This window comes from Corallococcus sp. NCSPR001 (assembly GCF_017309135.1).
Lineage (GTDB): Bacteria > Myxococcota > Myxococcia > Myxococcales > Myxococcaceae > Corallococcus.
Genome location: NZ_JAFIMS010000002.1, coordinates 5,595,204 through 5,617,161, shown reverse-complemented (window position 1 = coordinate 5,617,161; position 21,958 = coordinate 5,595,204). Strand labels below are relative to the sequence as shown.

General features: G+C 70.2%; 21 protein-coding genes. 12 read left to right on the top strand and 9 right to left on the bottom strand.

Translation table 11 applies throughout. The annotated features are described in order from the left end of the window. Nucleotides 1-33 precede the first annotated feature (33 nt). Complete coding sequence (locus tag JYJ93_RS24560; RefSeq protein ID WP_206795171.1) at nt 34-1,080, top strand: class I SAM-dependent methyltransferase; 1,047 nt, start codon at nt 34-36, stop codon at nt 1,078-1,080. A 27-nt stretch (nt 1,081-1,107) separates the two neighbouring features. Here JYJ93_RS24560 and JYJ93_RS24555 read toward each other — a convergent pair whose 3' ends face one another. Together JYJ93_RS24555 and JYJ93_RS24550 are read right to left on the bottom strand one after the other, a co-directional pair. Then, the gene (locus JYJ93_RS24555) at nt 1,108-1,596 is read right to left on the bottom strand and encodes a VOC family protein (protein ID WP_269012401.1); all 489 of its coding nucleotides are present in this window, start codon (nt 1,594-1,596) and stop codon (nt 1,108-1,110) included. A 17-nt stretch (nt 1,597-1,613) separates the two neighbouring features. After that, nucleotides 1,614-2,414, bottom strand: coding sequence for a VOC family protein (locus tag JYJ93_RS24550; RefSeq protein WP_206795169.1), 801 nt, complete (start codon nt 2,412-2,414; stop codon nt 1,614-1,616). A 183-nt stretch (nt 2,415-2,597) separates the two neighbouring features. On the opposite strand from JYJ93_RS24550, the gene JYJ93_RS24545 reads away from it, so the two are divergent. Continuing rightward, nucleotides 2,598-3,641, top strand: a complete 1,044-nt coding sequence (locus JYJ93_RS24545; protein WP_206795167.1) for a peptidoglycan-binding domain-containing protein — start codon at nt 2,598-2,600, stop codon at nt 3,639-3,641. Nucleotides 3,642-3,664: 23 nt separating this feature from the next. Here the strand turns inward: JYJ93_RS24545 and JYJ93_RS24540 are convergent, their stop codons facing one another. After that, nucleotides 3,665-4,900: a hypothetical protein gene (locus tag JYJ93_RS24540; protein WP_206795166.1), complete on the bottom strand. Its 1,236-nt coding sequence runs from the start codon at nt 4,898-4,900 to the stop codon at nt 3,665-3,667. Nucleotides 4,901-5,026: 126 nt separating this feature from the next. Between JYJ93_RS24540 and JYJ93_RS24535 the strand changes: the two genes are divergently transcribed. From JYJ93_RS24535 to JYJ93_RS24500, 8 genes are all read left to right on the top strand, one after another. After that, the gene (locus JYJ93_RS24535; RefSeq protein WP_206795164.1) at nt 5,027-6,511 is read left to right on the top strand and encodes an NAD(P)-binding domain-containing protein; all 1,485 of its coding nucleotides are present in this window, start codon (nt 5,027-5,029) and stop codon (nt 6,509-6,511) included. A 94-nt stretch (nt 6,512-6,605) separates the two neighbouring features. Then, on the top strand, nt 6,606-6,800 hold the full coding sequence (locus JYJ93_RS24530; protein WP_206795162.1) for a class I lanthipeptide: 195 nt from the start codon (nt 6,606-6,608) through the stop codon (nt 6,798-6,800). A 129-nt stretch (nt 6,801-6,929) separates the two neighbouring features. Further along, entirely contained in the window at nt 6,930-10,214 is a 3,285-nt protein-coding gene (locus tag JYJ93_RS24525) for a lantibiotic dehydratase (protein ID WP_242543920.1), read from the top strand. Beyond that, nucleotides 10,211-11,524, top strand: a complete 1,314-nt coding sequence (locus tag JYJ93_RS24520; protein ID WP_206795160.1) for a lanthionine synthetase C family protein — start codon at nt 10,211-10,213, stop codon at nt 11,522-11,524. Before JYJ93_RS24525 ends, JYJ93_RS24520 begins: the two co-directional genes overlap by 4 nt. Next, the gene (locus tag JYJ93_RS24515) at nt 11,514-12,074 is read left to right on the top strand and encodes a hypothetical protein (protein WP_206795158.1); all 561 of its coding nucleotides are present in this window, start codon (nt 11,514-11,516) and stop codon (nt 12,072-12,074) included. The genes JYJ93_RS24520 and JYJ93_RS24515 overlap by 11 nt, the downstream gene beginning before the upstream one ends. A gap of 3 nt (nt 12,075-12,077) precedes the next feature. Beyond that, nucleotides 12,078-14,267: a peptidase domain-containing ABC transporter gene (locus tag JYJ93_RS24510; protein ID WP_206795155.1), complete on the top strand. Its 2,190-nt coding sequence runs from the start codon at nt 12,078-12,080 to the stop codon at nt 14,265-14,267. A gap of 78 nt (nt 14,268-14,345) precedes the next feature. After that, on the top strand, nt 14,346-15,494 hold the full coding sequence (locus tag JYJ93_RS24505) for a hypothetical protein (RefSeq protein WP_206795153.1): 1,149 nt from the start codon (nt 14,346-14,348) through the stop codon (nt 15,492-15,494). Nucleotides 15,495-15,610: 116 nt separating this feature from the next. Next, nucleotides 15,611-16,903, top strand: a complete 1,293-nt coding sequence (locus JYJ93_RS24500) for a porin (protein WP_206795151.1) — start codon at nt 15,611-15,613, stop codon at nt 16,901-16,903. Nucleotides 16,904-16,910: 7 nt separating this feature from the next. Here JYJ93_RS24500 and JYJ93_RS40245 read toward each other — a convergent pair whose 3' ends face one another. Next, complete coding sequence (locus JYJ93_RS40245) at nt 16,911-18,212, bottom strand: hypothetical protein (RefSeq protein WP_242543919.1); 1,302 nt, start codon at nt 18,210-18,212, stop codon at nt 16,911-16,913. An 11-nt stretch (nt 18,213-18,223) separates the two neighbouring features. Beyond that, nucleotides 18,224-18,358: a hypothetical protein gene (locus JYJ93_RS40665; protein ID WP_269012402.1), complete on the bottom strand. Its 135-nt coding sequence runs from the start codon at nt 18,356-18,358 to the stop codon at nt 18,224-18,226. 171 nt (nt 18,359-18,529) lie between these two features. Here JYJ93_RS40665 and JYJ93_RS24485 point away from each other — a divergent pair, with 171 nt between their 5' ends. Both JYJ93_RS24485 and JYJ93_RS24480 read left to right on the top strand, forming a co-directional pair. Beyond that, on the top strand, nt 18,530-18,922 hold the full coding sequence (locus JYJ93_RS24485; protein WP_206795149.1) for a hypothetical protein: 393 nt from the start codon (nt 18,530-18,532) through the stop codon (nt 18,920-18,922). A 13-nt stretch (nt 18,923-18,935) separates the two neighbouring features. After that, nucleotides 18,936-19,469 (top strand): hypothetical protein, encoded by a 534-nt coding sequence (locus tag JYJ93_RS24480; RefSeq protein ID WP_206795147.1) that lies wholly within the window; start codon nt 18,936-18,938, stop codon nt 19,467-19,469. 18 nt (nt 19,470-19,487) lie between these two features. Here the strand turns inward: JYJ93_RS24480 and JYJ93_RS24475 are convergent, their stop codons facing one another. The 4 genes from JYJ93_RS24475 to JYJ93_RS24460 form a co-directional block, all read right to left on the bottom strand. Further along, nucleotides 19,488-19,682, bottom strand: coding sequence for a hypothetical protein (locus JYJ93_RS24475; RefSeq protein WP_206795145.1), 195 nt, complete (start codon nt 19,680-19,682; stop codon nt 19,488-19,490). A 114-nt stretch (nt 19,683-19,796) separates the two neighbouring features. Further along, nucleotides 19,797-20,528, bottom strand: coding sequence for a 2OG-Fe(II) oxygenase (locus tag JYJ93_RS24470; protein WP_206795143.1), 732 nt, complete (start codon nt 20,526-20,528; stop codon nt 19,797-19,799). 2 nt (nt 20,529-20,530) lie between these two features. Continuing rightward, nucleotides 20,531-20,776, bottom strand: coding sequence for a hypothetical protein (locus tag JYJ93_RS24465; RefSeq protein ID WP_206795141.1), 246 nt, complete (start codon nt 20,774-20,776; stop codon nt 20,531-20,533). A 102-nt stretch (nt 20,777-20,878) separates the two neighbouring features. After that, nucleotides 20,879-21,937 (bottom strand): DNA topoisomerase IB, encoded by a 1,059-nt coding sequence (locus JYJ93_RS24460; protein ID WP_206795139.1) that lies wholly within the window; start codon nt 21,935-21,937, stop codon nt 20,879-20,881. Between the last annotated feature and the right edge of the window lie 21 nt (nt 21,938-21,958).

Below are 21,958 nucleotides of genomic sequence, written 5' to 3'. Positions count from 1 at the left end.
CTTGGAAGGGTGCTGGCATAGTGGCCGGCCACGATGAATGAGGAGACGTCGATGCAGCCGGTGCAGGTGAAGACTCGCCAGGAGCGACTTCTGGGCGCCATCCAACTCTCGACGATGGAGGGGGTGGAGATAGGGCCGCTCGCCAACCCGATCGTCACGCGTGCCGCCGGGCGGATTCTCTACGCCGACCACGCGAGCACCGACGTGCTCCGGCGCAAGTACGCGGGGCACGGTTGGGATACCGCGACCATCGTGGACGTCGACGTGGACCTCTCGTCGCGAACGCTGTCCGCCGCGCTGGGCGACCGGCGCGTGGACTTCGTGATCGCGAGCCACGTCATCGAACATGTGCCGGACCCCGTGAGCTGGCTGGAGGACCTGCGCAAGGCACTGCGTCCCGGCGGGATCATCTCGCTGGCCATCCCGGACAAGCGCTTCTGCTTCGATGCGAAGCGCCCGGTCAGCACCCCCGGGGAGCTGGTGGACGCCTTCCTGTCGCGCCGCACCGCCCCCACCGTGAAGCAGGTCTTCGACTTCTGGGCCTACTACTGCCAGGTGGACGCGAACGCCATGTGGAGCGGCGCCATCGACGCGGAGCAGCTCCCGTGCTCCGGCACGCTCCAGAACGCGCTTCAGAAGTCCCAGGAGGCGGTGACGGCCACCGGCTACACGGACGTGCACTGCTGGGTCTTCACTCCGCACTCGTTCCTGGAGGCCGCGGCCACGCTGGCGGAGCTGGAGATGTTCCCATTCCAGCTCGCGGACTTCGCGTCGACCTCTCCAGGAGAGGTCGAGTTCTTCGTCAGCCTGATGCGCATCGAGGGCACCGAGAGCGAGCAGGAGCGGGCCAACCGCGTGCGCTCGCTGCGCGCGGCGGCGCTCGAAGCGGCGTCAGCGCCGGGGCCCTCGCGGCCCCAGCCCCCGGAGTCTCCGGCTCCCAGTCCTCCGGAGTCTCCGGCTCCCAGTCCTCCGGAGTGGGCGGAGGCCACGCTCCGGCTCGGCCGGCCGCTCTACCGCACCCTGGCGCAGGCGTTGCCTGGAGTGCGCACGCTGCGGGAGCGGCTGCGGCCCTGGCTCTAGGGGATTGCTTGCGGCGACAGCGTCTCCTCAGCCCTTGCGCGCCGCGTTGATCTTCGCGATGTCGATCTTCTTCATCTCCATCATCGCGGAGAACACCCGCTTGCGCGCGGCCGGATCCGGATCGCTCATGCCGTCCGACAGGGCGGCAGGGGTGATCTGCCACGAGATGCCCCACTTGTCCTTGCACCAGCCGCACTGGCTTTCCTGACCGCCATTGCCGACGATGGCATTCCAGTAGCGGTCCGTCTCTTCCTGATCCTTCGTGCTGACCTGGAACGAGAAGGCCTCACTGTGCTTGAAGGCAGGGCCGCCATTGAGGCCAAGGCACGGAATGCCCAGCACGGTGAAATCCACCGTGAGGACGTCCCCCTCCTTGCCGTCCGGGTAGTCGCCCGGTGCCCGGTGCGTGGCGCCGACGGAGCTGCCGGGAAAGGTGCGGGCGTAGAAGGCGGCCGCCTCCGCGGCACCGCCTTCGTACCAGAGACAGATGACGGTCTTGTTCACAGGGGTCGTCACGATTTCGCTCCTTGGGCTCACTCGCCCTTGCGTCCTACAACACCAAACGTGGCCCCCGCGGGGTCCGTTGCGACGACAATCCAGTCGCCTCCGGGCACCTCGTGCGGGCCTTGCAGCACCTTACCGCCGTTGGCGGTGATGGCGCGCTGTGCCTCGGCGACAGAGGGAACGCCGAAATAGAACAGCCAGGCGCCGGTGGGGCCGGGGTTCTCGGCGGGCTTCTGCATGATGGCGCCAAGCCGAACGCCGTCGTGGTCGATGAAGCAGTAGTCGCCCATCGGGCCCATGGGCATCACGTCGTTGAACTGGAAGTGGAAGTGCTTCGCGTAGAACGCCTTGGCGCGCGTGAGCTCAGGGCTCGCCAGCTCGTTCCAGCGGATGCGCTGTGCTTCCTTCACGTCGAAGACGTCGCTCTTCGCCTGGGGTTTGCCGGGCGGCGGAATGGGCGCCATCACGTAGAAAGGCGTGCCCATCGGGTCGGCGACCATCGCGATGGTACCGACGGGGAGATCCCTGCGTGGCATCAGCACCCTGGCACCATCGGCCACCATGGCCCGGAGGGACGCATCGACATCGGCCACGTGCAGGTAGCCGAGCCAGCAAGGCTGTGCCCCGTGCTGCACCATGTCCTGCGAAAGGCGCAGCACGCCGCCGGCGGAGCCACCATCGCCGCGCATGATCATCCGGTAGTCCATTCCGTCCGGTATGGGCGCGGGCGGGTCGGAGATCTTCCATCCCACGACGGCGCCATAGAAGCTGGCGGCGGCGCTGGGATCCTGGGTCATCAGCTCGTACCAGATGAAGCTTCCAGTGCTCATCGTGTCATTCCCCCCTGTGAAAGGCTGGGTGTGAAGGGTCCGCACGCCCGTGTCGAGAGGGCCCTTCAATCACTGCATTCTTTTCCACGAAACCGCGCCTTCTTGCCGCAGCGCGGCAGGCCTGACCCCGCCGACAAGAACCGAAGAAACATTTCCTCTCGATGGGCGAGAATTAGGGAAATCATGCGAACCACTGCCCATCCCCACCGTCCCCTCCACGTTGGCTCCACTGGCAACCGCGTTCAGAAGGTCGAGGAGCGCCTGAAGTCAGCCGGTTACCTCAAGGGCCCCGCGGACGACCGCTTCGACGCCAAGACCGCCAAGGCGGTGGTCGCCTTCAAACGCGACAACGGCTGGGATGGGAATCCGAAGGGGGTCGTCGGCGAGCGGATGGACTCATCGCTGAAGCGCGTCAGCGCCACCGCCACCCCTGGCACGGAGGGCGCCACGACCGCCGAGGCCAGCGCGGCCGGCGGAAGCGACCGCAAGGGCAAGACGCCGTCGCAGCTCAGGGGCGCGACCTACAACGTCGAGCGCGACCGCAATCCCCAGGACGTGAAGAAGTGGCTGGGCGACTTCGCCAAGAAGAACAAGCTCGACTTCGTCCAGCTCCAGGAGATCAACGGCTACCACAAGGCCCTGGAGAACATCCCCGGCTACCACCTGGTGACCTTCCCCGGGGCCAAGGACCATGGCGAGACGGGCATCCTCGTGAAGGACAGCCTGCTCCAGGGGCAGAAGACGTCCATCCAGGGTGAGGGCGGCGGCTGGACCACCGTGCGCGGTGGCCATGCTCCGCCGCGTGCGGCCACGGCGGTCAAGCTCGCGGGTTGGCTGCAGGTAGTCTCCGCGCACCAGCCGCCATCGGTCGACTGGAAGGGCGGCGAGCCCGTCGGGCCGAAGAACCGCGTGAGCACCTACAAGTCGCTCTCCGAGAAGCTGCTCGGCTTCGCGCAGCGGAAGATCGCGAAGAATCCTGACGAAGGCCTGCTCATCGGCGGTGACTGGAACGAGCCGGCGTCCACGAAGGGCAAGTGGTCACCCGGCTGGATCGCCCAGCAGGCGGGCATGAAGCTCCACGGCGGCGTGGAGAGCCACGGCCACGGCAAGATCGACTACGCGATGTCCTACGGGGCCAAGGTCACGAACGTGAGGGCCGGCCCGACCGGGGGCTCGGATCACAACATCGTCATGTATACGGTGAGCCGTCCGAAGGGTAAGGGCTGACAGGGGAAGGTACCCGGGCCCGCTCACCCCTGGAAGAGGGGGCGGAACAGCGTGGACTCGCGCAGGGAGGCGGCCAGCGCGGCGATGTCGTCCGACTGACCGTCCACCTCCTCTTCGTCGAAAGTCTCCTTCATCCGGGCCATCACCTCCGCATGGCCGCGGGAGTACAGCAGCTCGCGGAAGACGATGAGCGCGGACTCGTCCAGCGGCACCCCGAGCGAGTCGCGCGTCCGGCCCCCGCCTTCCGCCGGCTGCGTCAGCGCGGTGACCCACTTCATGATCAGGTCCACCGGATCCCGGTCCGGATATCGCTGACGCACGAGCTGCTGGATGTGCTCGCCACGCTCGACGTTCAAGAGGAGCGCGAGGAAGTAACGGTGCTCCGGATCCTTCACCTGTCCTCGCCGGTCGATGAGCAGCGCCTGGCGCATGTACTCCTTGAACACCGGACGAAGCTCCTCCGCCAGCGCGCCATGCGTTCGCACCGCCACGTCCCAGTACGGATCCAGCGCCTCCAGCTTCTTGTGCAGTTGGAGCAGCCGCTCGAAGACGAGGAAGCACGTCAGGAGGTCCGAGCGCTCGATGAGGCCACTGATGAGCCGCGTGCGCTCCGGCGGGTTCAGCTCCGCCAGCAATGACAGGGACTGGAGCACCTTGTGGGTGTGCGCGTCCTCGCCGCCCGGGTAGTAGGCCAGGTGGGGCTTCTTGTACGAGTACTGGTAGCCCCCTTCCGGCGAGTGCAGCGTGCGCACCACGCACGTCACCGAGGGCCGCTCCAGGTGGAAGAGGGAGTGGATGTACCGGTCCCCTCCGAGGATGCGGTGGATGTCTCCCGTGCGCAGCCCCGTCACGGACAAGAGCTCCATGTCACCGAACGCGACGCGGCTGTTCACCTTGTGCCGCTCGTGCCAGCGGTAGTGCCCGTGGATGCTGCTGCCCTGGAGCACCTGGAAGGCGCCACAGAAGCCGTGCTGGTGGATGTCGGTGGTGCCGTCCACCCAGTAGTACAGGTCGATGAGCAGGCGCGCGTCGGAGAACACCGTCAGCGCCGGCTGGCCGAAGCCCGGACGCGTGGTGAGCTGCTTCGGAAAGTCGCGCGTGCCGTAGAGCCACTCCAGCGGCTCCAGCGTCTTGAACGCCTGGTGCGGAGCCATCTCCCGCAGCACCTCGGCCGCGATGTCGGGGAAGGCCTCCTCGCTGTGCTGGACCTTCAGCCACCGCTCCTGAAGGAGCCTCCCCATGTCCTGGAAGATGCGCATGCGATTCCCCGCTCACTGGATGGTCCACACCGCATACGAATCGAGGCGGCGATCCTGGCTCGATTTCCTTTCAAAAAAGGTCCCATCGCTTTCGGCCGTCCGAAGCGTGTATAGGCTGCCACGCGCATGACGCTCCTCACGACGAAGCTGTGTGTCATTGGCGGCGGCCCCACCGCGGTGGCCGCGCTCTTCGAGGCCCGGGCGCGTGGCATTCCCGCCCTGGCATTGGAGGCTGGCGCCACCCCGCTGGCCTCGCTGCATGCCCATATCGAGGGCCTCGTCTACCTGTCGCCCGCCTCGCATTGGGAGGTGGGTGGCCTGCCGCTGGACTGCCGCGACGCGCTGGAGTGCGAGCGCGAGGACGTGCTGCATTACTACGCACGCGTCATCCAGATGGGACGCCTGGACATCCGCTGCCGCCACCGCTGTGTGGGCCTGCGCCCCGACGCGGACGGCGTGACGGTGGAGGTGGAGACGCCCGAGGGCCGCGTCGAGGTGCGCGCCGAAGAGGTGCTCGTCACCGCCTGGTATGAGCGGCGGCCCCTGCCACCGGACGCGGTGGAGCCCGGCTCGCGAGTGGAGGTGCGGGAGGGATTGCGCTCCGCGGCGGAGGTGGCCGGCCGGCGCGTGGCGGTGCTGGGCGGCGGCATCTCCGGCTTCGAACAGGCCGGAGCTTTGATGATGGCGGGCCATCCGGTGACACTGCTGATGCGCGGCGAGTCGCGGGGGCTCCACCGGTTGCCGCACTTCGCACGGCTGGTGGAAGCCACGGGCTCGCGGCTGGTGCCGAACGCCAGCGCGGTGCGCGTCACCCGAGAAGGCGTCACGTACCACGAGGACGGCGAGGCGCGTCACCTGCCATGCGATGTGCTGGTGGCCGCGTGCGGCGCGCGCTTGTCCCCGCACGTGCTGGGGTTGCTCACGCGCGCGGGCGTGCTGACGGAGGACGAGGTGCGTGGGCTGGGGGAGTCCGTCAGCCTGGAGGAGGTGAAGCACGCGCACCCGCATCGGTCCCCGGCGGAGCAGGAGCGCCTGGCGGTGGAGTCCCGGCCGGACCTGTGGCCGCTCGTCTTCGAGGGCCGCCGACGCGTGCGACTGGCCGGAGGGCCCCTGCACGTCGGGGCCTCCAACGCGGGGGTGATGGTGTCCATCGCCACCGCCGTGTTCGCGGTGCGCGCGATGGCGGGTGCGCCGGTGCCCTCGGGCATGGCACCGCCGCTTGCGCGGGCGCTGCTCAACCTGGAGTCCCTCCTCCAGGTGCTGCGCGAGGACGTGCCGCCAGAGCGCGTGGAGTCGCTGCGCCCGCTGGCGGTGGGCTCCTGGAGCCGCGCGTGGGTGCACCCGCATCTGTTGGAGAGCCCCACCGCGCGGAGCGCGGAGCGCACCACCGGCCTGGATCCGACCCGCTTCCTGCTGCCCCCGGGGCTGGGCGCCAGCGACCTGGAGCGGGAGCTGCTCGGGCTGGCGGATGGAACCTCCAGCATCGGGGAGATCGCCGACGCCAACGGGATGGCGGATCCCGCGGAGCGCGCGAAGCTCGTCGCCACCTTTCGCAAGCTGTGGACGCGCAACGTGCTGACGTGGCTGCCTCCGCTGGACGCGAATCGCTGATAAGCGATTGGAGCAACGACCAGGAATTCGGGGGTGCTTCGTATTTCGTTTCGACCGCGCAATTCCGTGCGGCCTTACATCCAGGAACGAAACCATGAAGAAGCCCACCAAGAAGCTGACGCTGTCGAAGGACACCCTGCGCGCGCTGAACGAGACCCAGCTGAAGCAGGTTGCCGGTGGCATTCCGCCCTCCGTCTACGATTGCGATGGTACGGATCCGACCGAGGCCACCGTCTGCTACACGAACGCGCTCTGCCAGACGCAGGAATACTTCGGCTGCTGCTTCTGATGCGGTTCGCGCCGTGTGCTCGGAGGTGAGGTTCGCTTCCGAGGCATGGTGAGAGGTTTTGCCCCGGGCCGGTGTTCGCCGGCCCGGGGCGTTTCCCGCACCCGGTTTCCGGTTCCGAGGTCCGTCGCGATGTCCCAGCCCCGCCGCCGCGCTCCCGAGGGGCAGCGCCCGCCTCCCGCCCCGTCCCTGATGGAACCCGCGGACTTCTTCGTCCTGCGCACTCCGCTCCTGCCCTTCGACGCAGTGGAGCAGTGGAGCTCGCAGCTCACCGCGCCGCACGCCACCGGGTCGCTCGCGAACGCGCTGGACGCGGATCGCACGCTGTTACGCACGCGGCTGCGCGCGTACGTGGAGCGGCCGGAGGTTCGCGAGGCCCTCTTCGTCGCGTCGCCTTCACTGGAGGAGGGGCTGCCGCTCTGGTTCCAGTCGCCGGACAGCGAGTACGGGCTCAAGGTGGAGCGGGCCCTGGTGCGCTACTTCCTGCGCATGGCGGGGCGCTGCACGCCCTTCGGTCTCTTCGCGTCGTGCTCCGTGGGGCGTCTGGGCGCGCGCACGCACCTGGCGGTGGCGGACGCACGCGAGTGCCAGCGCGACACGCGTCTGGATATGGACTACCTCACGCGGCTGGTGGGGGCGCTGGTGCGCCATCCGGCCCTGCACGAGGTGCTGCGCTACCGTCCCAATGGCAGCCTGTACCGCGCGGCCGGGCGGCTTCGCTACGTGGAGACGCGGCACGCAGGCGCGGTGCGCCGGCACCACCTGTCCTCGGTGCGGCCGGATGCGTACCTGGAAGCGGTGCTGGAGAGCGCGCGCGCAGGAGCCCGGCCGGAGCAATTGGTGCGGACGCTGGTGGCGCTGGACGCAGAGGTGGATGCCCACGAGGCCGCTGAGTACGTGCGCACGCTCGTGGACAACGATCTGCTGGTGCCGGAGCTGGCCGTGCCCGTCACCGGGCCGGAGCCGCTCCCGTACCTGGTGGAGCGGTTGCGCGTGCTGGCGCAAGAGGCGGGCCCGGGTGAGGCCGCGCGGGTGGCGATGGATGCGGCCACGTGCCTGGCGGACGTTGGAGATCACCTGACCAGACTGGATGCGGAAGGTCCAGGCCGGTCGAAGGAGGCCTACGTCGCCATCGCCACGCGGCTCGAGGCGCTTCCCGTGAAGGTGGAGCTCCCGCGCCTCTTCCAGGTGGACCTCTACCGTCCGGCGCCCGGCGCCACGCTGGGGCCGGAGGTGCTGGCGGAGGTGACGCGCGCGGTGGAGCTCGTCCGGCACATGGGGCCTCAGGTGGGCCGCTCGCCGCTGAGCGCGTTCTGCGAGGCCTTCACCCGCCGCTACGAGGGCCGCGAGGTGCCGCTGCTGGAGGCGCTCGACGAGGAGTCCGGCGTGGGCTTCCAGGTGTCCAACGCGCCCGCCGCGGATGGGGCGCCGCTGTTGCGCGGGCTGGCGTTCCCCGCCGCGACGGAAGCCGGAGGGGTGTTTGGCGCGCGCGAGCTGCACCTGATGCGCCGGCTGACCGGCAGCCCTGGCGCCCGCGTGCTGACGCTGGGCGAGGAGGACCTGAAGGCGCTGTCCTCGGAGAAGGCCGCGCCGCCGCCGGACGCCATCTCCGTGGGCTTCAGCGTGCTGGCCGGCTCGGACGAGGCCTTCACGCGAGGCGACTTCTCGCTGGTGCTGCGCGGCGCGGGAGGGCCCTCTGGCGCCAACACCCTGGGCCGCTTCTGTCATGGGGATGAGGCGCTGCGCGACGCGGTGGGGCGGCACCTGCGCGCCGAGGAGGCGCTCCGCCCGGACGCCGTCTTCGCGGAGGTGGTGCACCTGCCGGAGGGGCGCATCGGCAACGTGCTGCTGCGGCCCCAACTGCGCGGGCACGAGATTCCCTTCCTGGGAGCCTCCGGTGCGCCCGACGCGCGGCAGATCCCGGTGGAGGACCTGCGGGTGTCGGTGGTGGATGGGCGCGTGGTGCTGCGCTCGAAGCGGCTGGGCCGCGAGGTGCTGCCGAGGCTCACCACCGCGCACAACTTCTCCCGGGGCCTGGGCGTCTACCGCTTCCTGTGCATGCTCCAGCACGAGGGACGCGCGGTGGGCCTGTCGTGGAGCTGGGGCGCGCTGGAGGGTCTGGATTTCCTGCCGCGGGTGGTGTCCGGCCGGGTGGTGTTGTCACTGGCGAGGTGGCGGCTGGGGCCGGACGTGTTGAAGCCGCTGAGCGCGGCGCGAGGCGAGGAGTGCTTCCGCGCCGTGCAGGCGCTTCGCGAGCGGCTGGGCTTGCCGCGCCACGTGGCGCTGGTGAATGGCGACAACGTGCTGCCGCTGGACCTGGACAACGTCCTGTGCGTGGAGACGCTCGCGTCGCTGGTGAAGGACAGCGCCCGCGCCGTGCTGCGCGAGCAACTGGTCGGGCCGGACGCGCTGTGCGCCCACGGCCCGGAGGGACGCTTCGTCCATGAGCTGTTCCTCCCCATGGTGCGGCGTCAGGAGCCCACGGTCTCCGCGCCGGCCCCGCGCCAGGCTCCCGCCGCGGGCGCCCCCCGGCACTTCGCGCCCGGCTCGGAGTGGCTCTACGCGAAGCTGTACGCGGGCACCGCTGGCGCGGATGACGTGCTGTGCGACGCGGTGGCGCCGCTGGTGGAGCGGCTCGTCCGCGAGGGCGTGGTGGACCGCTGGTTCTTCATCCGCTTCGAGGATCCGGACTGGCACTTGCGCCTGCGGCTGCACGGGGATCCGGCCCGCCTGCACCGGGACGCACTGCCCGCGCTGTCCGCCGCGGTGGCGCCGCTGGCTCGGGAGGGCGTGGTGTGGAAGGTGCAGCTCGACACGTACGAGCGGGAGCTGGAGCGCTACGGTGGTCCGGAGGGCATGGCCCTGGCCGAGGAGCTGTTCCACGTGGACAGCGACGCGGTGCTGAAGCTGATGGCGCTGCTGGACGGTGACGCGGGCGCGGAGGCCCGGTGGCAGCTCACCCTGCGGGGCATGGATTTGCTGCTGGACGACCTGGGTCTGGACCTCCGCGCGAAGCTGACGGTGGCCGAGCGCTCCCGCGACTACTTCGGGCGGGAGTTCCGCATGGACACGGCTTTCACGCACCAGCTCGGTGCCCGCTACCGGCAGGCCCGCGCCGCACTGGAGGCGGCCTGGGCTCCAGACGCGGAAGAAGGCCCGCTGCTCGTCGAGGGCCTCGCCGTGCTGCGCGAACGTTCGGAGCGGCTTGCCCCCGTGCGGCGGCGCCTGGTGGCGGCCTCCCATGAGGGCCGGCTCGGCGTGGCGCTGCCCGCGCTGGCTGGAACCCTGCTGCACATGCACGCCAACCGGATGCTGCGCTCGGCGGCGCGCGCGCAGGAGCTGGTGCTCTACGACTTCCTCGCCCGGATGTACCAATCCCAGCTCGCGCGCGCCCGCGCGCAGGAGCCGCGCCCATGATGGCCCATTCCATCCGTCCCCCACAGGAGTCCCCCCGGTGGTGGCCGCTGCTCACCGGCTCGCTGGCGGACCAGGCCGCGGAGACGGTGCGTGCCATCACCTCCGAGCTGCACAAGCCCTTCACCCACAAGGGCGCGCGCATCGCGGAGCGTCTGTCGAGCCAGGCGCTGCTGCACGGCTACCTGGCTCGCGTGTGGCCCGGGGGAGATGATCCGGAGCACGCGGCGCGCTTCCTGGACGGGGCGCTGGATGAAGTGGGGCGCCGGGGGATGCGCCCGGCGCTGCATGGCGGCTTCGTCCAGGTGTCGTGGGTGCTGCACCACCTGGGCGCGCACCTGCTGCCGGATCAACTGGGCGCGGAGGATGATCCGCTGGAGGACGTGGAGGCGGCGCTGGAGGACGTCCTGGGCGTCGAGCGCTGGGTGCAGCATTACGATCTCATCGCCGGGCTGGTGGGCCTGGGCGTCTTCGCGCTGGAGCGGCTGCCGGGGGCCCGGGCGCGGCGGTGCCTGGAGCGCGTCGTCCACCACCTGCTGGCCGTGTCGGAGCTGGGGCCGCAAGGACGCGCGTGGCGGACCCCTCCGGAGCTCATCCCCACGTCCACCCGCAAGAAGCAGCAGGACGGCGGTTACAACCTGGGCGTGGCCCACGGCAACCCGGGCGTGGTGGGCCTGCTGGCGGCCGCGTGGGCGCACGGCGTCGACCGGGCGCGGGTGGGGCCCGCGCTGGAGGAGGCGGTGCGATGGCTGCTCGCGCAGAGGCAGCCGGAGGGCTCGCTGTCCGCCTTCGCCTACTACGCGGACGACGAAGTGCGGCGCTCCCAGGTGTCGCGGGGCGCGTGGTGCTACGGGGATCCGGGCGTGGCCGCGACGCTGCTGATGGCCGCGCGAGCGGTGGGCAACGCGGAGTGGGAGCGGGTGGCGGTGGAGACGGGCCTGCGCGCGGTGCGCCGACCCGAGGAGACGCGCGACGTGATGGACGGCGGCCTGTGCCACGGCGAGGCCGGGCTGGCGCACCTGTTCCACCGCATGTATCGGCTGACGGGGGAGGAGGCCTTCGGCCGCGAGGCGCGCGAGTGCTTCGCGAGGCTCCTGGCGCGGCGCGTGCCCGGAGAAGGCGTCGGCGGCTACGCGGTGTGGTTCCCCCGCGAGATCTATCCGGACCGGGTGGAGGACAACGCCAGCTTCCTGACGGGCTCGGTGGGCATCGCGCTCGCGCTGCTGGCGGCCATCAGCGACGAGGAGCCGGCGTGGGATCGGATGCTGCTCGCGTCCTTCCGTCCGCCGTTGGAGCCGGGACATGGCCGCTGAGGACGGGAGCACACCCTTCAGGCGCGAGGCCCTGGAGCGCCACGCGCGCGGGTCCGCCGTGGAGCGGGCGACGCTGGAGCATCCGGGATGGGTGCGCTGGCTGCCATTGCCCTTGGCGATAGCGCTCGCGGGCCTGGGGCTCTTCGCGACGCGCGTGCCGGTGGCCCGCGTGGTGAGCGTCCCAGGTGTGGTGGAGGTGCTGTCCCAGGGCGCTCCACCCGAGGGCGAAGCTCGGACGCGGCTGTTCTTCTCCGTGCCCGGCCCGCACCAGGGCGCGCTGCGTCCTGGGCTGCGAGTGCGAGCACGGATGGCGCAGGGGCCGCGCGACTACGAGGTGGAGTGGGTGGACACGGAGCCACGTGGGCCGGGTGCGTTCAACGGGGCGCTCGGAAAGCTGGCCTCGGGCGTGCTCGTCCGGGCGCACGAGGTCTCGTCCGCGAGTGGCGAGGCGTCGGGCCCCCCGGGCACCCCGGGCACGGTCGAAGTGCAGGTGGGCACGGAGTCGCTGCTGGCCGCGCTGTGGACGCAAGTTCGCGGCGGGCGGAGGTGAGCCATGGGAGCGTGGCGTGAGCTGAAGCGGCGGTGGCGCCGGGTGCCGTTCCTCCAGCAGTTCACCGCGGCGGACTGCGGCCCCACGTGCCTGGCCATGGTGCTCGCGTACCATGGCGCCCCCGCGCGGCCCGCGGAGGTGCGCGGGGCGGTGGGGGCGGGGCGTGGTGGCGCGCACGCACTGGCGCTGGTGGAGGCGGCGAAGCGCTTCGGCCTGGACGCGCGTGGGGTGAGCGTGGGCATGGACGAACTGCCCGCGCTGGACCGCGGCTCCATCCTCCACTGGGAGTTCAACCACTACGTCGTCTTCGACGGGCTGTGGCGGGGTGGGGTGGACGTGGTGGACCCGGCGCTGGGACGGAGGCGGCTGTCCTGGGACGCGTTCCGCGACGCCTTCACCGGCGTGGCGCTGCTGTTCGAGCCCACGCCCGCGCTCCGTGGAGGCCACACGCGGCCGGCCCTGCTGCGCCGCCTGCCTGCGCTGCTGCGCGGGCACGCAGGCAACTGGACGCGCATCTTCGCGGTGTCGCTGGTGCTGCAGGTGCTGTCCCTGGTGCTGCCCTTCCTCACGGGCATGGCGGTGGACCGGGTGGTGCCGCGTCAGGACACGAGCCTGCTGGCCGCGCTCGGGGTGGGCGTGGGGCTGGTGCTGGTGTGCCACGTCCTGGCCACGTCGCTGCGCTCGGCCCTGCTGGTGCGGCTGCGCGTGGCGCTGGACGTGGGCATGGCGGGCCAGTTGGTGCGGCACCTGGTGTCGCTGCCGTATGCCTTCCTCCAGCAGCGCTCGTCGGGCGACCTGATGATGCGCATCAACAGCCTGGCCATCATCCGCGAGGCGCTGGGCTCGGCCACGCTGGCGGTGATGCTGGACGGGCTGCTCATCGTGTCCTCGGTGGCGATGCTGGCGGGCCTGAGCCGGCCTCTGCTCCTGGCGGTGGGGGCGGTTGCGGTGGCGCAGGTGCTGGTGCTGCTGCTGACACGCCGCCAGCGCGAGGAGTTGCTGGCCAGCGAGATGCACGCCCAGGCGAAGTCCCAGGACTTCACGGTGGAGATGCTGTCCGGCATGGAGGTGCTGAAGTCCTCCGGCGCGCAGGGACAGGCGGTGGGGCACTGGGAGGAGCTCTACACGCGGCAGCTCAATGCCTCTTCGCGCAAGCGCTACTACCAGGGCGTGGTGGACGCGCTGGCGGCGGGGCTCCAGGTGGGCGCGCCCTCCGTGTTGCTGGGCACGGGGCTCTGGCAGGTGCTGCGCGGCGAGCTGACGCTGGGGGCGATGCTGACAGCGCAGGCATTGGCCCTGGGCGCGCTGGCCCCGCTGGCTTCCCTGGTCGCGGTGGGCGGGCAGTTGCAGCTCGCGGGCAGCTATCTGGAGCGCATCGACGATCTGCTGGAGACGGCCCCGGAGCAGGACGCGCGGAAGGTGCGGCCCGCGCCGAAGCTGGCGGGCGGCATCACCGTGGAGGGCGTCCGCTTCCGCTACGGCGCGCTGGAGTCACCGTCCCTGCACGACGTGTCGCTGAGGATCGCCCCGGGGCAGTGGGCGGCCATCGTCGGCCCCTCCGGCGGAGGCAAGTCCACGCTGGCGCGCGTGCTGTTGGGGTTGTACCGGCCGGAGGCGGGGCGGGTGCTCTTCGACGGGATGGACCTGACGGAGCTGGAGAGCGACTCGGTGCGCCAGCAGTTGGGCATCGTGGTGCAGGACACGCGGCTGTTCAACGCGTCGGTGCGCAGCAACATCGCCTTCGCGGATCCGTCCATCCCGCTGTCCGCCGTGGTGGACGCGGCGACGCGCGCGGGCATCCACGAGGACATCCTCGCGCTGCCGCTGGGCTACGACACACCCCTGGGAGACCAGGGGGCCAGCCTGTCCGGAGGACAGCGGCAGCGGCTGGCCCTGGCGCGCGCGCTGGTGCGCCGGCCCTCGGTGCTGCTCCTGGACGAAGCGACGAGCGCGCTGGACGCCGTCACCGAGCGGCGCGTGCAGCAGGCGCTTCAATCCCTCTCATGCACCCGCGTCACCATCGCCCACCGGCTGAGCACCGTGGCCGGCGCGGACATCCTCTTCGTCATGGAGAAGGGCCGCATCGTGGAGCAGGGCACGCACGCGGAGCTGCTCGCGCGAGGTGGGGCCTACGCACGGCTCGTGCAGGCCCAGCTCGAAATGCCCTCACGCCCCAAGGCGCTCGCGGGCTGACGTCTCACCCAGAGGTTGGCTTTGCGTTGGAACGGGCGCAACATGGCCGGGGGGGAACCAATGAAAGGCAAAGCCGTCATGAGTTCGAAGACAACCTTCCGACGCTACGGAGCGCTGTCCTTGCTGGTGGGAGGGTTGCTGCTGACGTCCTGTGAGAAGGACCCGGCGAAGCCCGAGCCGGTTCCGGACGCCGGGTCGGGAGTGCTGAATCCCGGGGACAGCGGGGAAGGGGAACTGACGGAGGCGGAGCCGTTGAGCAGCCACGAACTGGCCACGCAGGCCGGACACTTCTACCGGTTCTCCTGCCAGGCGGACACCCTGCCTGGCTGCGAGGTGCGGAGGCTCGATCCGGTCACGCTGGAGCCCCTCCCGCCCGTCACCTACAAGGCTTACGCCGACTCCACCATCACCTGGCGTGCGGCATTGGATGAGACCGTCATCGTGGACGTGCGCGCGTCCATCAACTCGTCGGTCAAGTTCGGCCGGTACACCTTCGACTTCACCGAGCCCCAGGACGCCGAGGGCGACACGGTGCAGGACGCCGTCTCCAAGGCGGTCCCGTCGGAGTTCAGCGGCGTCCTGAACGCCCCGTTCCCGGACGACGTGGATGTCTTCCGGTTCTCCATTCCAAAGGGACACATCCTGTCGGTGCGCTGCGCCGGGCCGAACTTCGGCCCCCAATCGGAGATGGTGAGGGCGGATGGCACCGTGCTCAACACGTACTCCTACTCGGGGCCCAGGGACGGGGAGGTTGCGCTGTCCGGCGAGAACGACACCGGAGAGGATCTCTACGTGCGTGTCTTCTCCAGGGCGGGGAAGGGAGGAGGGGCGGTGGAGGGCTATCAGTGCACGGCGGGGGACAGCGGGCTGGACGACCATCCGGATGCGCCGCCAGAGGCCACGGTGGTGACGGTGCCCTCGACGACCGATGTGTCGTTCTGGCCCGTGGGCGACGTGGACGTGCTCGCGGTGGACCTCGTGGAAGGTCACAAGTACCGGCTCTCCTCGCAGGGGACCGCCCCCTTCTATGCAGGCACGACGGTGCTGGATGCCCAGGGCGCCATCGTCGCGGAGAGCCTGGAGAGTGACTATCCGCCGGGCACGGAGTTCACGGCGCCTGCCACCGCGCGCTACTTCCTCTCGCTTCGGCGCGTCCGGGGGGGCGGTGTCTATAAGTTCTTCTTCCCAAGGGACTTCACATACAGCATCGCCGAGGTCGCGCCGTAGCCGTTGAGCGGATGCAACACCGGCGAAGGGTCGCTTGACAGCCTCACGACACGCGGGAAGGGTGCCTGCCCGGCGCCCCCTCCCGTCCCTGGCGTCCCTCGACTGAAAGGTCCCGCGTGTCCGCCTTCTCCGCCGCCCACCTCGCCACCCTGGGGTTGCTGTTGTTCTGCGCGCCCCCAGCCCGCGCCCAGGCGACCGAGCCCGAAAAGTCCCCGGAGCCCCCCAGCGTCCAGCTCTCCGAGGAAGGCTATGTCTTCTCCACCGCCGACAAGGCCTTCGTGCTGAAGATCCGCGGACAGCTCCAGGGAGACGGCCGCTTCTACGTGGCGGACTCGGACCGGACCGGCACCAACACGTTCCTCATCCGGCGCCTGCGCCCCTTCCTGGACGGGACGCTGTTCGGCTTCGTGGACTTCCGGCTGATGCCGGACTTCGGCGTCAATCAACCGCTCGTCCAGGACGCGTACATCGACCTGCGCCCCGTCGAGTGGCTGCGCCTGCGCGCGGGCCGCTTCAAGACGCCCTTCGGGCTGGAGCTGCTCCAGGCCAACACGGACGTCCCCTTCATCGAACGCTCGCTCACCTTCGGCCTGGTCCCCATCCGCGACGCGGGCCTGCAACTGCACGGAGACATCGCCGGGGGGCGCCTCAGCTATGCGTTCGCGGTGGTCAACGGCGATCCCGACGGCGCCAGCATCGACGTCAACACGGACGACAGCTTCGACCTGGTGGCCCGCGTCTTCGCCCAGCCCTTCAAGGGCGACACGGGCTCCGCGCTCCAGGGCCTGGGCCTGGGCTTCGCCGTCACCCGGGGACTTCAGTTCGGCACGCCCTCCGCCAACACCTCCACCACCGCCCTGGCGCCGCAGCGCAGCACCGGCCAGGAGATCATCTTCAACTATCTGAACAACGGGACCGCCGGTCCGACCGTCATCGCGGACGGAGAGCACCTGCGTCTGTCGCCCCAGGGCTACTTCTACTGGGGCCCGGTGGGGCTCCTCGCGGAGTACGTCCTGTCGTCGCAGGAGGTGAGCATCGGTGACCAGCGCGCGCGCCTGCGCCACCACGCGTGGCAGGCGTATGCGTCGTATGTGCTGGGCGGGGAAGCGTCCTTCACGGGCCCCAAGCCGCACCGCCCCTTCGACCCCAAGACGGGCAAGGGCGGCGCGCTGGAGATCTCCGTGCGCTACCAGGGCCTGGATCTGGACGACGACGCGTTCCCCGTGTTCGCGGACCCCACCCGCTCCGTGAGCCAGGCCCAGGGCTTCGGCGTCGCCACCCTCTTCGCCTTCAACCGGCGCGTGCGCGTCGCGTTGAACTACCACCACACGCGCTACGAAGGCGGGGCGGTGGATGGCGACCGGGAAGCCGAGAACGTGGTGATGTCCCGGTTCCAGGTCGCGTTCTGAGCGCGGTTCACCGCGCCGCGTGCAGGTTCCGCTCCGCGATGCGAACGAGCTGGGTGACGCGCTTGTGGAGCCACAGGCCAAAGGGCTGCACGCGCTCGCGCTTCACGGCCCTGGGTCGCTTCTCCATGCCCTCGTCGAACGGGATGATGGACAGCTCTCCCGTAGCGGACCTCATGCGGGGATCGAACGCGAAGGACCTGGAGGTGTGCCACCCGCCGTGGAACACCCTCAGGTCCTCCAGGTCCGTGTTGCCGGTGGCTTCGACGAGGTCCTCCATCGCGTAGAGGTCCTCCGCCACCTCCAGGCAGCTCCAGCCACCGCCGGTGACGTTGCCGCACAGGAACATGGGCAGATCCTGGTCGGCACCGCTGCCGACAATCCAGGTGATGGAGCCATACACGCGCAGGAAGTAGTCCCAACTGGACTCACGCTTCTTTGGCTTGCCTGGCTTCGCCGTCCTCCAACGGCCGATGCGCGCCTTGTGCATGCGCTTGAAGAAGGACACATGCTCCTCGGCCGTGGCGATGCGCTTCTTCTCCTTCGCCGCGTCGAGCTGCTCCGCGACGAAGTGCCCCGTGGGAAAGCGCGCGTGCAGGTCCTTCAGCATCGCGATGGCCACGTCGACGGCCTCGAAGGCGTCCTGGGGCTTCGGGAAGGAGGGCCCCTTGGGCAGGGGCGCAGGCCTGGGCGCGCTGGGGGCGGGCTTGGGCTCCGGATTGGAGAACCTGGCTTCGGTGAGCTCGATGTTTTGGAGCACGAAGCCCGCCTTCTCCTTGGCGCGAACGCGCTGCTCGGCCCGGGCAAGGGCGGCTTCACGGCTCGCGAGGGTCGTCTGCTCCGAGTAGTCCTCGAAGACATGCTCGCCGTCCACGAGGACCTCCCAGGACTTGTCCGGAGCCCGGTGGTACTGGCGGCGCGTCACGAGTTTCTTCGTCGCGTTCCACGGCGCGCCGTCCTTGAAGCCCAGCTTGCGGTAGCGCGCCAGCAGGGCCTCGACGCGGGAGGTCTCGATGCGGGAGGCGAGGTGCGCGCCGTTCAGCGTCCCGCGGCGGACGAGCGACCGCGCGCCACGCACCTCGACATCGACGTGGAGCAGGGAGCTGAGCCGGTACAGGGTGTGCCGCCGCTCGACGGGCCCAAGCCCCTTGAAGACGTTCGGGTCCTCCTTGTCGAGCGTGCCCGCGCTCCAGACGCGCAGGGCACCTCCCTTGTTGTAGAGCCAGACCTCGTCCTTCGTATCGAGCTGGGGATCCGAGTACCAGATGGGCTCCCCGTCGTTGAGCTTCTGCAACCGCTTCCAGTCGGGCATGGAGCCTTGTCTCACGCCCGCTCGGAACGCGTAAACCCGAAGGACAGGTCGCGGCAGAGGCCCACGTACTCGTAATCGCTCCAGTCCTCCTCGTGCCACGTCCCGCTCGCGTCGTTCCAGAGCGCGAGCACCTTCACCGGCTCCATGGCTTCAGATGGAGTTTCTTCAAAAGCACTTGACGTCTGTCGTTGCCTGACAGGCGACAACAGAGTGCTGTGATTGCCGGTGTTCCGCGCTTGACGGGAGATGCGGCGGTCCGCTACGGAGGCCCGCTCTTTCGTGGCTCTTCGGCTGCGTCATTCCAGAGGGAAAACATCATGAAGAAGCAGACACTCGTCGCGGGGTTGGCGGTCGCTGCGTTGGGGCTCGGCACCACGGCCTGGGCAGGCTACAAGCTCACGTCGCCCGTGAACGTCCTCCCCTCGGCCCGGTTCGCGTTTGGCACGCTTGGCAGTGCCCGCAACTCGGCCGACACCCGGCAGTTCATTGGCGTGTCGACAATGGTCACCCTGGGCGGCGAGACCATGACCGCCTACGCGGAGGACGCCTCCGGCAACTACGTCACCTGCAACTCCAGCCGGGCCAGCTTCATCGCGGCGGCGCGCGCGCTGAAGAGCGACTCGTACGTCTACTTCGCGTGGGACGCGCTCGGCGAGTGCACGCAGCTCATGGTCGACACCAGTTCGTACTTCGAACCGAAGGCGCCGTGATTTCTTCGCGCCCATGAGCACCTCCCGCCTGTGGCCCTTCGTGGGCATCGCCATCCTCTCCGGAGGCGCCGGCTTCGGCGCCGCTGCCTGGCTGAGGCCCTCGGAGGGACACGCCGTGCGGTCCGACGCACTGGAGCGGCGGGAGGCCCGGCTCGAGGAGGCGCTGCGGAAGCTGGAGGCATGCCAGCCCTCCGTGGAGCCGCCGCACCTGCGCGCGGCGGTATCCGTGGACACCGCCGGGTTGCGCGAGGACATCCGTCAGATCCTCAAGGAGGAGCTGCGTGCCGCCGCCCCCGCGCCAGCACCCTCCGCGCCAGAACCCCGGCCCCCTGAACCGGCCCCACGCAGCGTGGCCGCTTTCAGCCAGGGGCGGGAGCTGGTGGAGAACGCGGTGGCCGCCGGGCGCTGGAGCGGGTCGCAGCGCGAGCAATTGCGCGCGCTGCTGGCCCAGCTTCCCCTGGAGCAGCAGCAGGAGCTCACCCGCACGCTCATCGTCAACATCAACAGCGGCAAGGTGAAGGTCGATCTCGTCGGCGCGCCCTTCTGAGCCGGCGCGAGGAGGGCCTCAGCTTTCGTCGTCCGGACGCTCCGTCTCCAGCGGATGGAGCGTCACCACCTGATGGCCGTCCTCCGGCTCGGTGCGCGCCTCCTCCAGCTCCTCGGGTGTCTGGGGCGCCCGTTCGGAGAACCCGTCGTTCTCCAGGTGCCGCTGGCGCTGCTCACTGGTCTCGCCGTAGCCCTCCAGCTTCTTGCCCGCCATGGTCGTCCTCCCCTGAGAAAGGTGAACCTCAAGCCTTGGGATGATGCCCGGTGGGCGCAAGCGGTGGTCTGCCCGTGCGCCCGCACGCTCCAGGAGCAGGGCTCCAGCGCGCGCTCACTCCTCCAGCGTTCCCACGGAAGGGGCCGCGCCGTCGCGCTCGCGCTGGGCCTCCAGGAAGGCGGAGAAGCCCGCCTTGGATTGGATGCGGAACACCGGCAGCCGGGGCAGCACGTCGTCCGCGAAGGCGTACTGCTCGCAGACGAGGCTCGCGCGCAGGGCGCCCTCCGGGCCTCCGGTGAAGGGCTGGACCTCGTGCTGGAGGTCGCCCCGGAAGTGGACCAGCAGGCCCGGCCGGGGCCGCACCTCGCCCTGGAGCCGGTTGTCTCGCAAGAGCCGCAGCGCGCCTCCCCGCGCGCCCCGTGGCACCCGTAGGTACAGGACGCTCACGTGCTCGGGCGTCGCGTCCGGGACGCCGCTGGGCTCCTGCAACGTCGCGTCGATGTGGCGTCCCACCGGCGTGCCCGCGTCCAGCAAGAGCAGGTTCAGGTAGAACGCATTGGGACGCGGACGCGTGTCCCGGCCTCCGAACCAGCGCTGCGTCCAGGGCAGGAGCCCGCGCGCGCTGTCGTCGTCGAGGATGCGGCGCAGGTAGACGGACAGGAACGGGAAGCGGGCCTCCAGCGTCGCGCGGCCCTCGCGCGTGAAGACGAACGCGAAGCCCCGGCTCGCGCGGAACGTCCCCATCAACGGGCTGCGCGCGACGAAGCGGGAGCCGAGCAGGGCATCCCCCAGGGACTCCAGCTCGGCGCGGGGCAGGGCGCCGCGGTGGGTGACGTACTCGGGCACGGTCAGCCGTAGGTCCAGCTCAACGCTTCCAACTTCGCGACGAACTCCTCGCGAGTCCCCACGGAGATGATCGGTTCCCCCGGTTTCAGGCTGGGCCAGGCCATCTCGGGCACCCACATCCCCGTGCTCCGCATGGACTCCTGGTACCGGCGGTCATTGGCGGCAGCGTCGAGGACCAAGGGCTCCAACCGCCACTGCCCCTCCTTCAAGGAGATGATGGCGGCCGGACTGCCCTTTCCCAGGTGCAAGGGCAGTCGCTGCTCCGCGCCGGGAGCCCGCAGCCACTGGAGGACCATCGCGCGAGTGGGGCCGAGGAAAGGTGCCAGGGACTGCCTCCTTCCGCGTGATTCTTACACGGAAGCCTGCTTCGCGCTGAGCTTCGTCTTGCCCAGCATGTGCAGCAGCGCCTTCTCCGAGCAGTGCATGCCTTCGCCCGCGCTCGCCGCCAGCTCGTCCACGGACTTGAAGTAGCGGTCGACCACCTGGCCCCGCTCGAAGAGGACGAGCACGGACGGGTAGATGTACGACGCCTTCGCCACCGCGGGCGTGTTGCCCAACTGCTCGGAGGCCTCGCGCACCGCGGCCACCATGCTCTTCTTGAGCACGGTCTTCTTCACCGGGCCGCCGTCGCCGTCCTCCTTCACGCGCTCGCGGGCCCTCGCCAGCGCGCAGGCGCAGATGAGCGTGCCCGCCCAGGTGCGGAAGTCCTTCGCGCTGTAGCCCGGGCCCATCACCTGCTGGATGTACTCGTTGATGTGCCGGCGCCGCACGTCCACCACCGCGCCGTCATCCAGCACGAACTTGAAGACGTCGCGCCCGGGCACCTTCAACAACTGCCGCACCAGCGTCGCCACGCGCCGGTCCTTCAGCTCGCGGTGCTGCCGCACGCCGGACTTGCCCGGGTAGTCGAACACCACCGTGTCGCCGTGCACCTTCACGTGCCGGGCGCGCAGCGTGGCCAGCCCGAAGCTGCCGTGCTCCTCCGCGTAGCGCTCGCTGCCCGGGCGGATGAAGCAGGTGCCCAGGATGCGCAGCATCCCCGCGAGCACCCGCTCCCGGCCCAGCCCCCGCTTGCGCAAGTCCTTGCTCACCTGGCGCCGCATCTTCGGCAGCGCCTGCGCGAAGCCCACGATGCGCTGGTACTTCGCGTCCCGCTGCTTCTGCGTGTGCGCCTCGCTGTAGCGGTACTGCCAGCGGCCCGCCCCGTCCCGCCCCACGGCTTGAAGGCGCGCGGACCCCCTGGGCGAAATGGCCACGTCCGTCCAGGCGGGAGGCAGCCGCAGTGCGTCGATTCGCTCCCGCTCCGCTGGCGATACCGCCCGGCCCCGCGCGTCCACGTAGCGGAAGCCCCGCTTCATCGTCCCCAGCCGCCGGTGGCCGTCCTGCCGCAGCCGCTCCAGCTGGGTCATCCCCCGTCGGCTCGCGGAGGG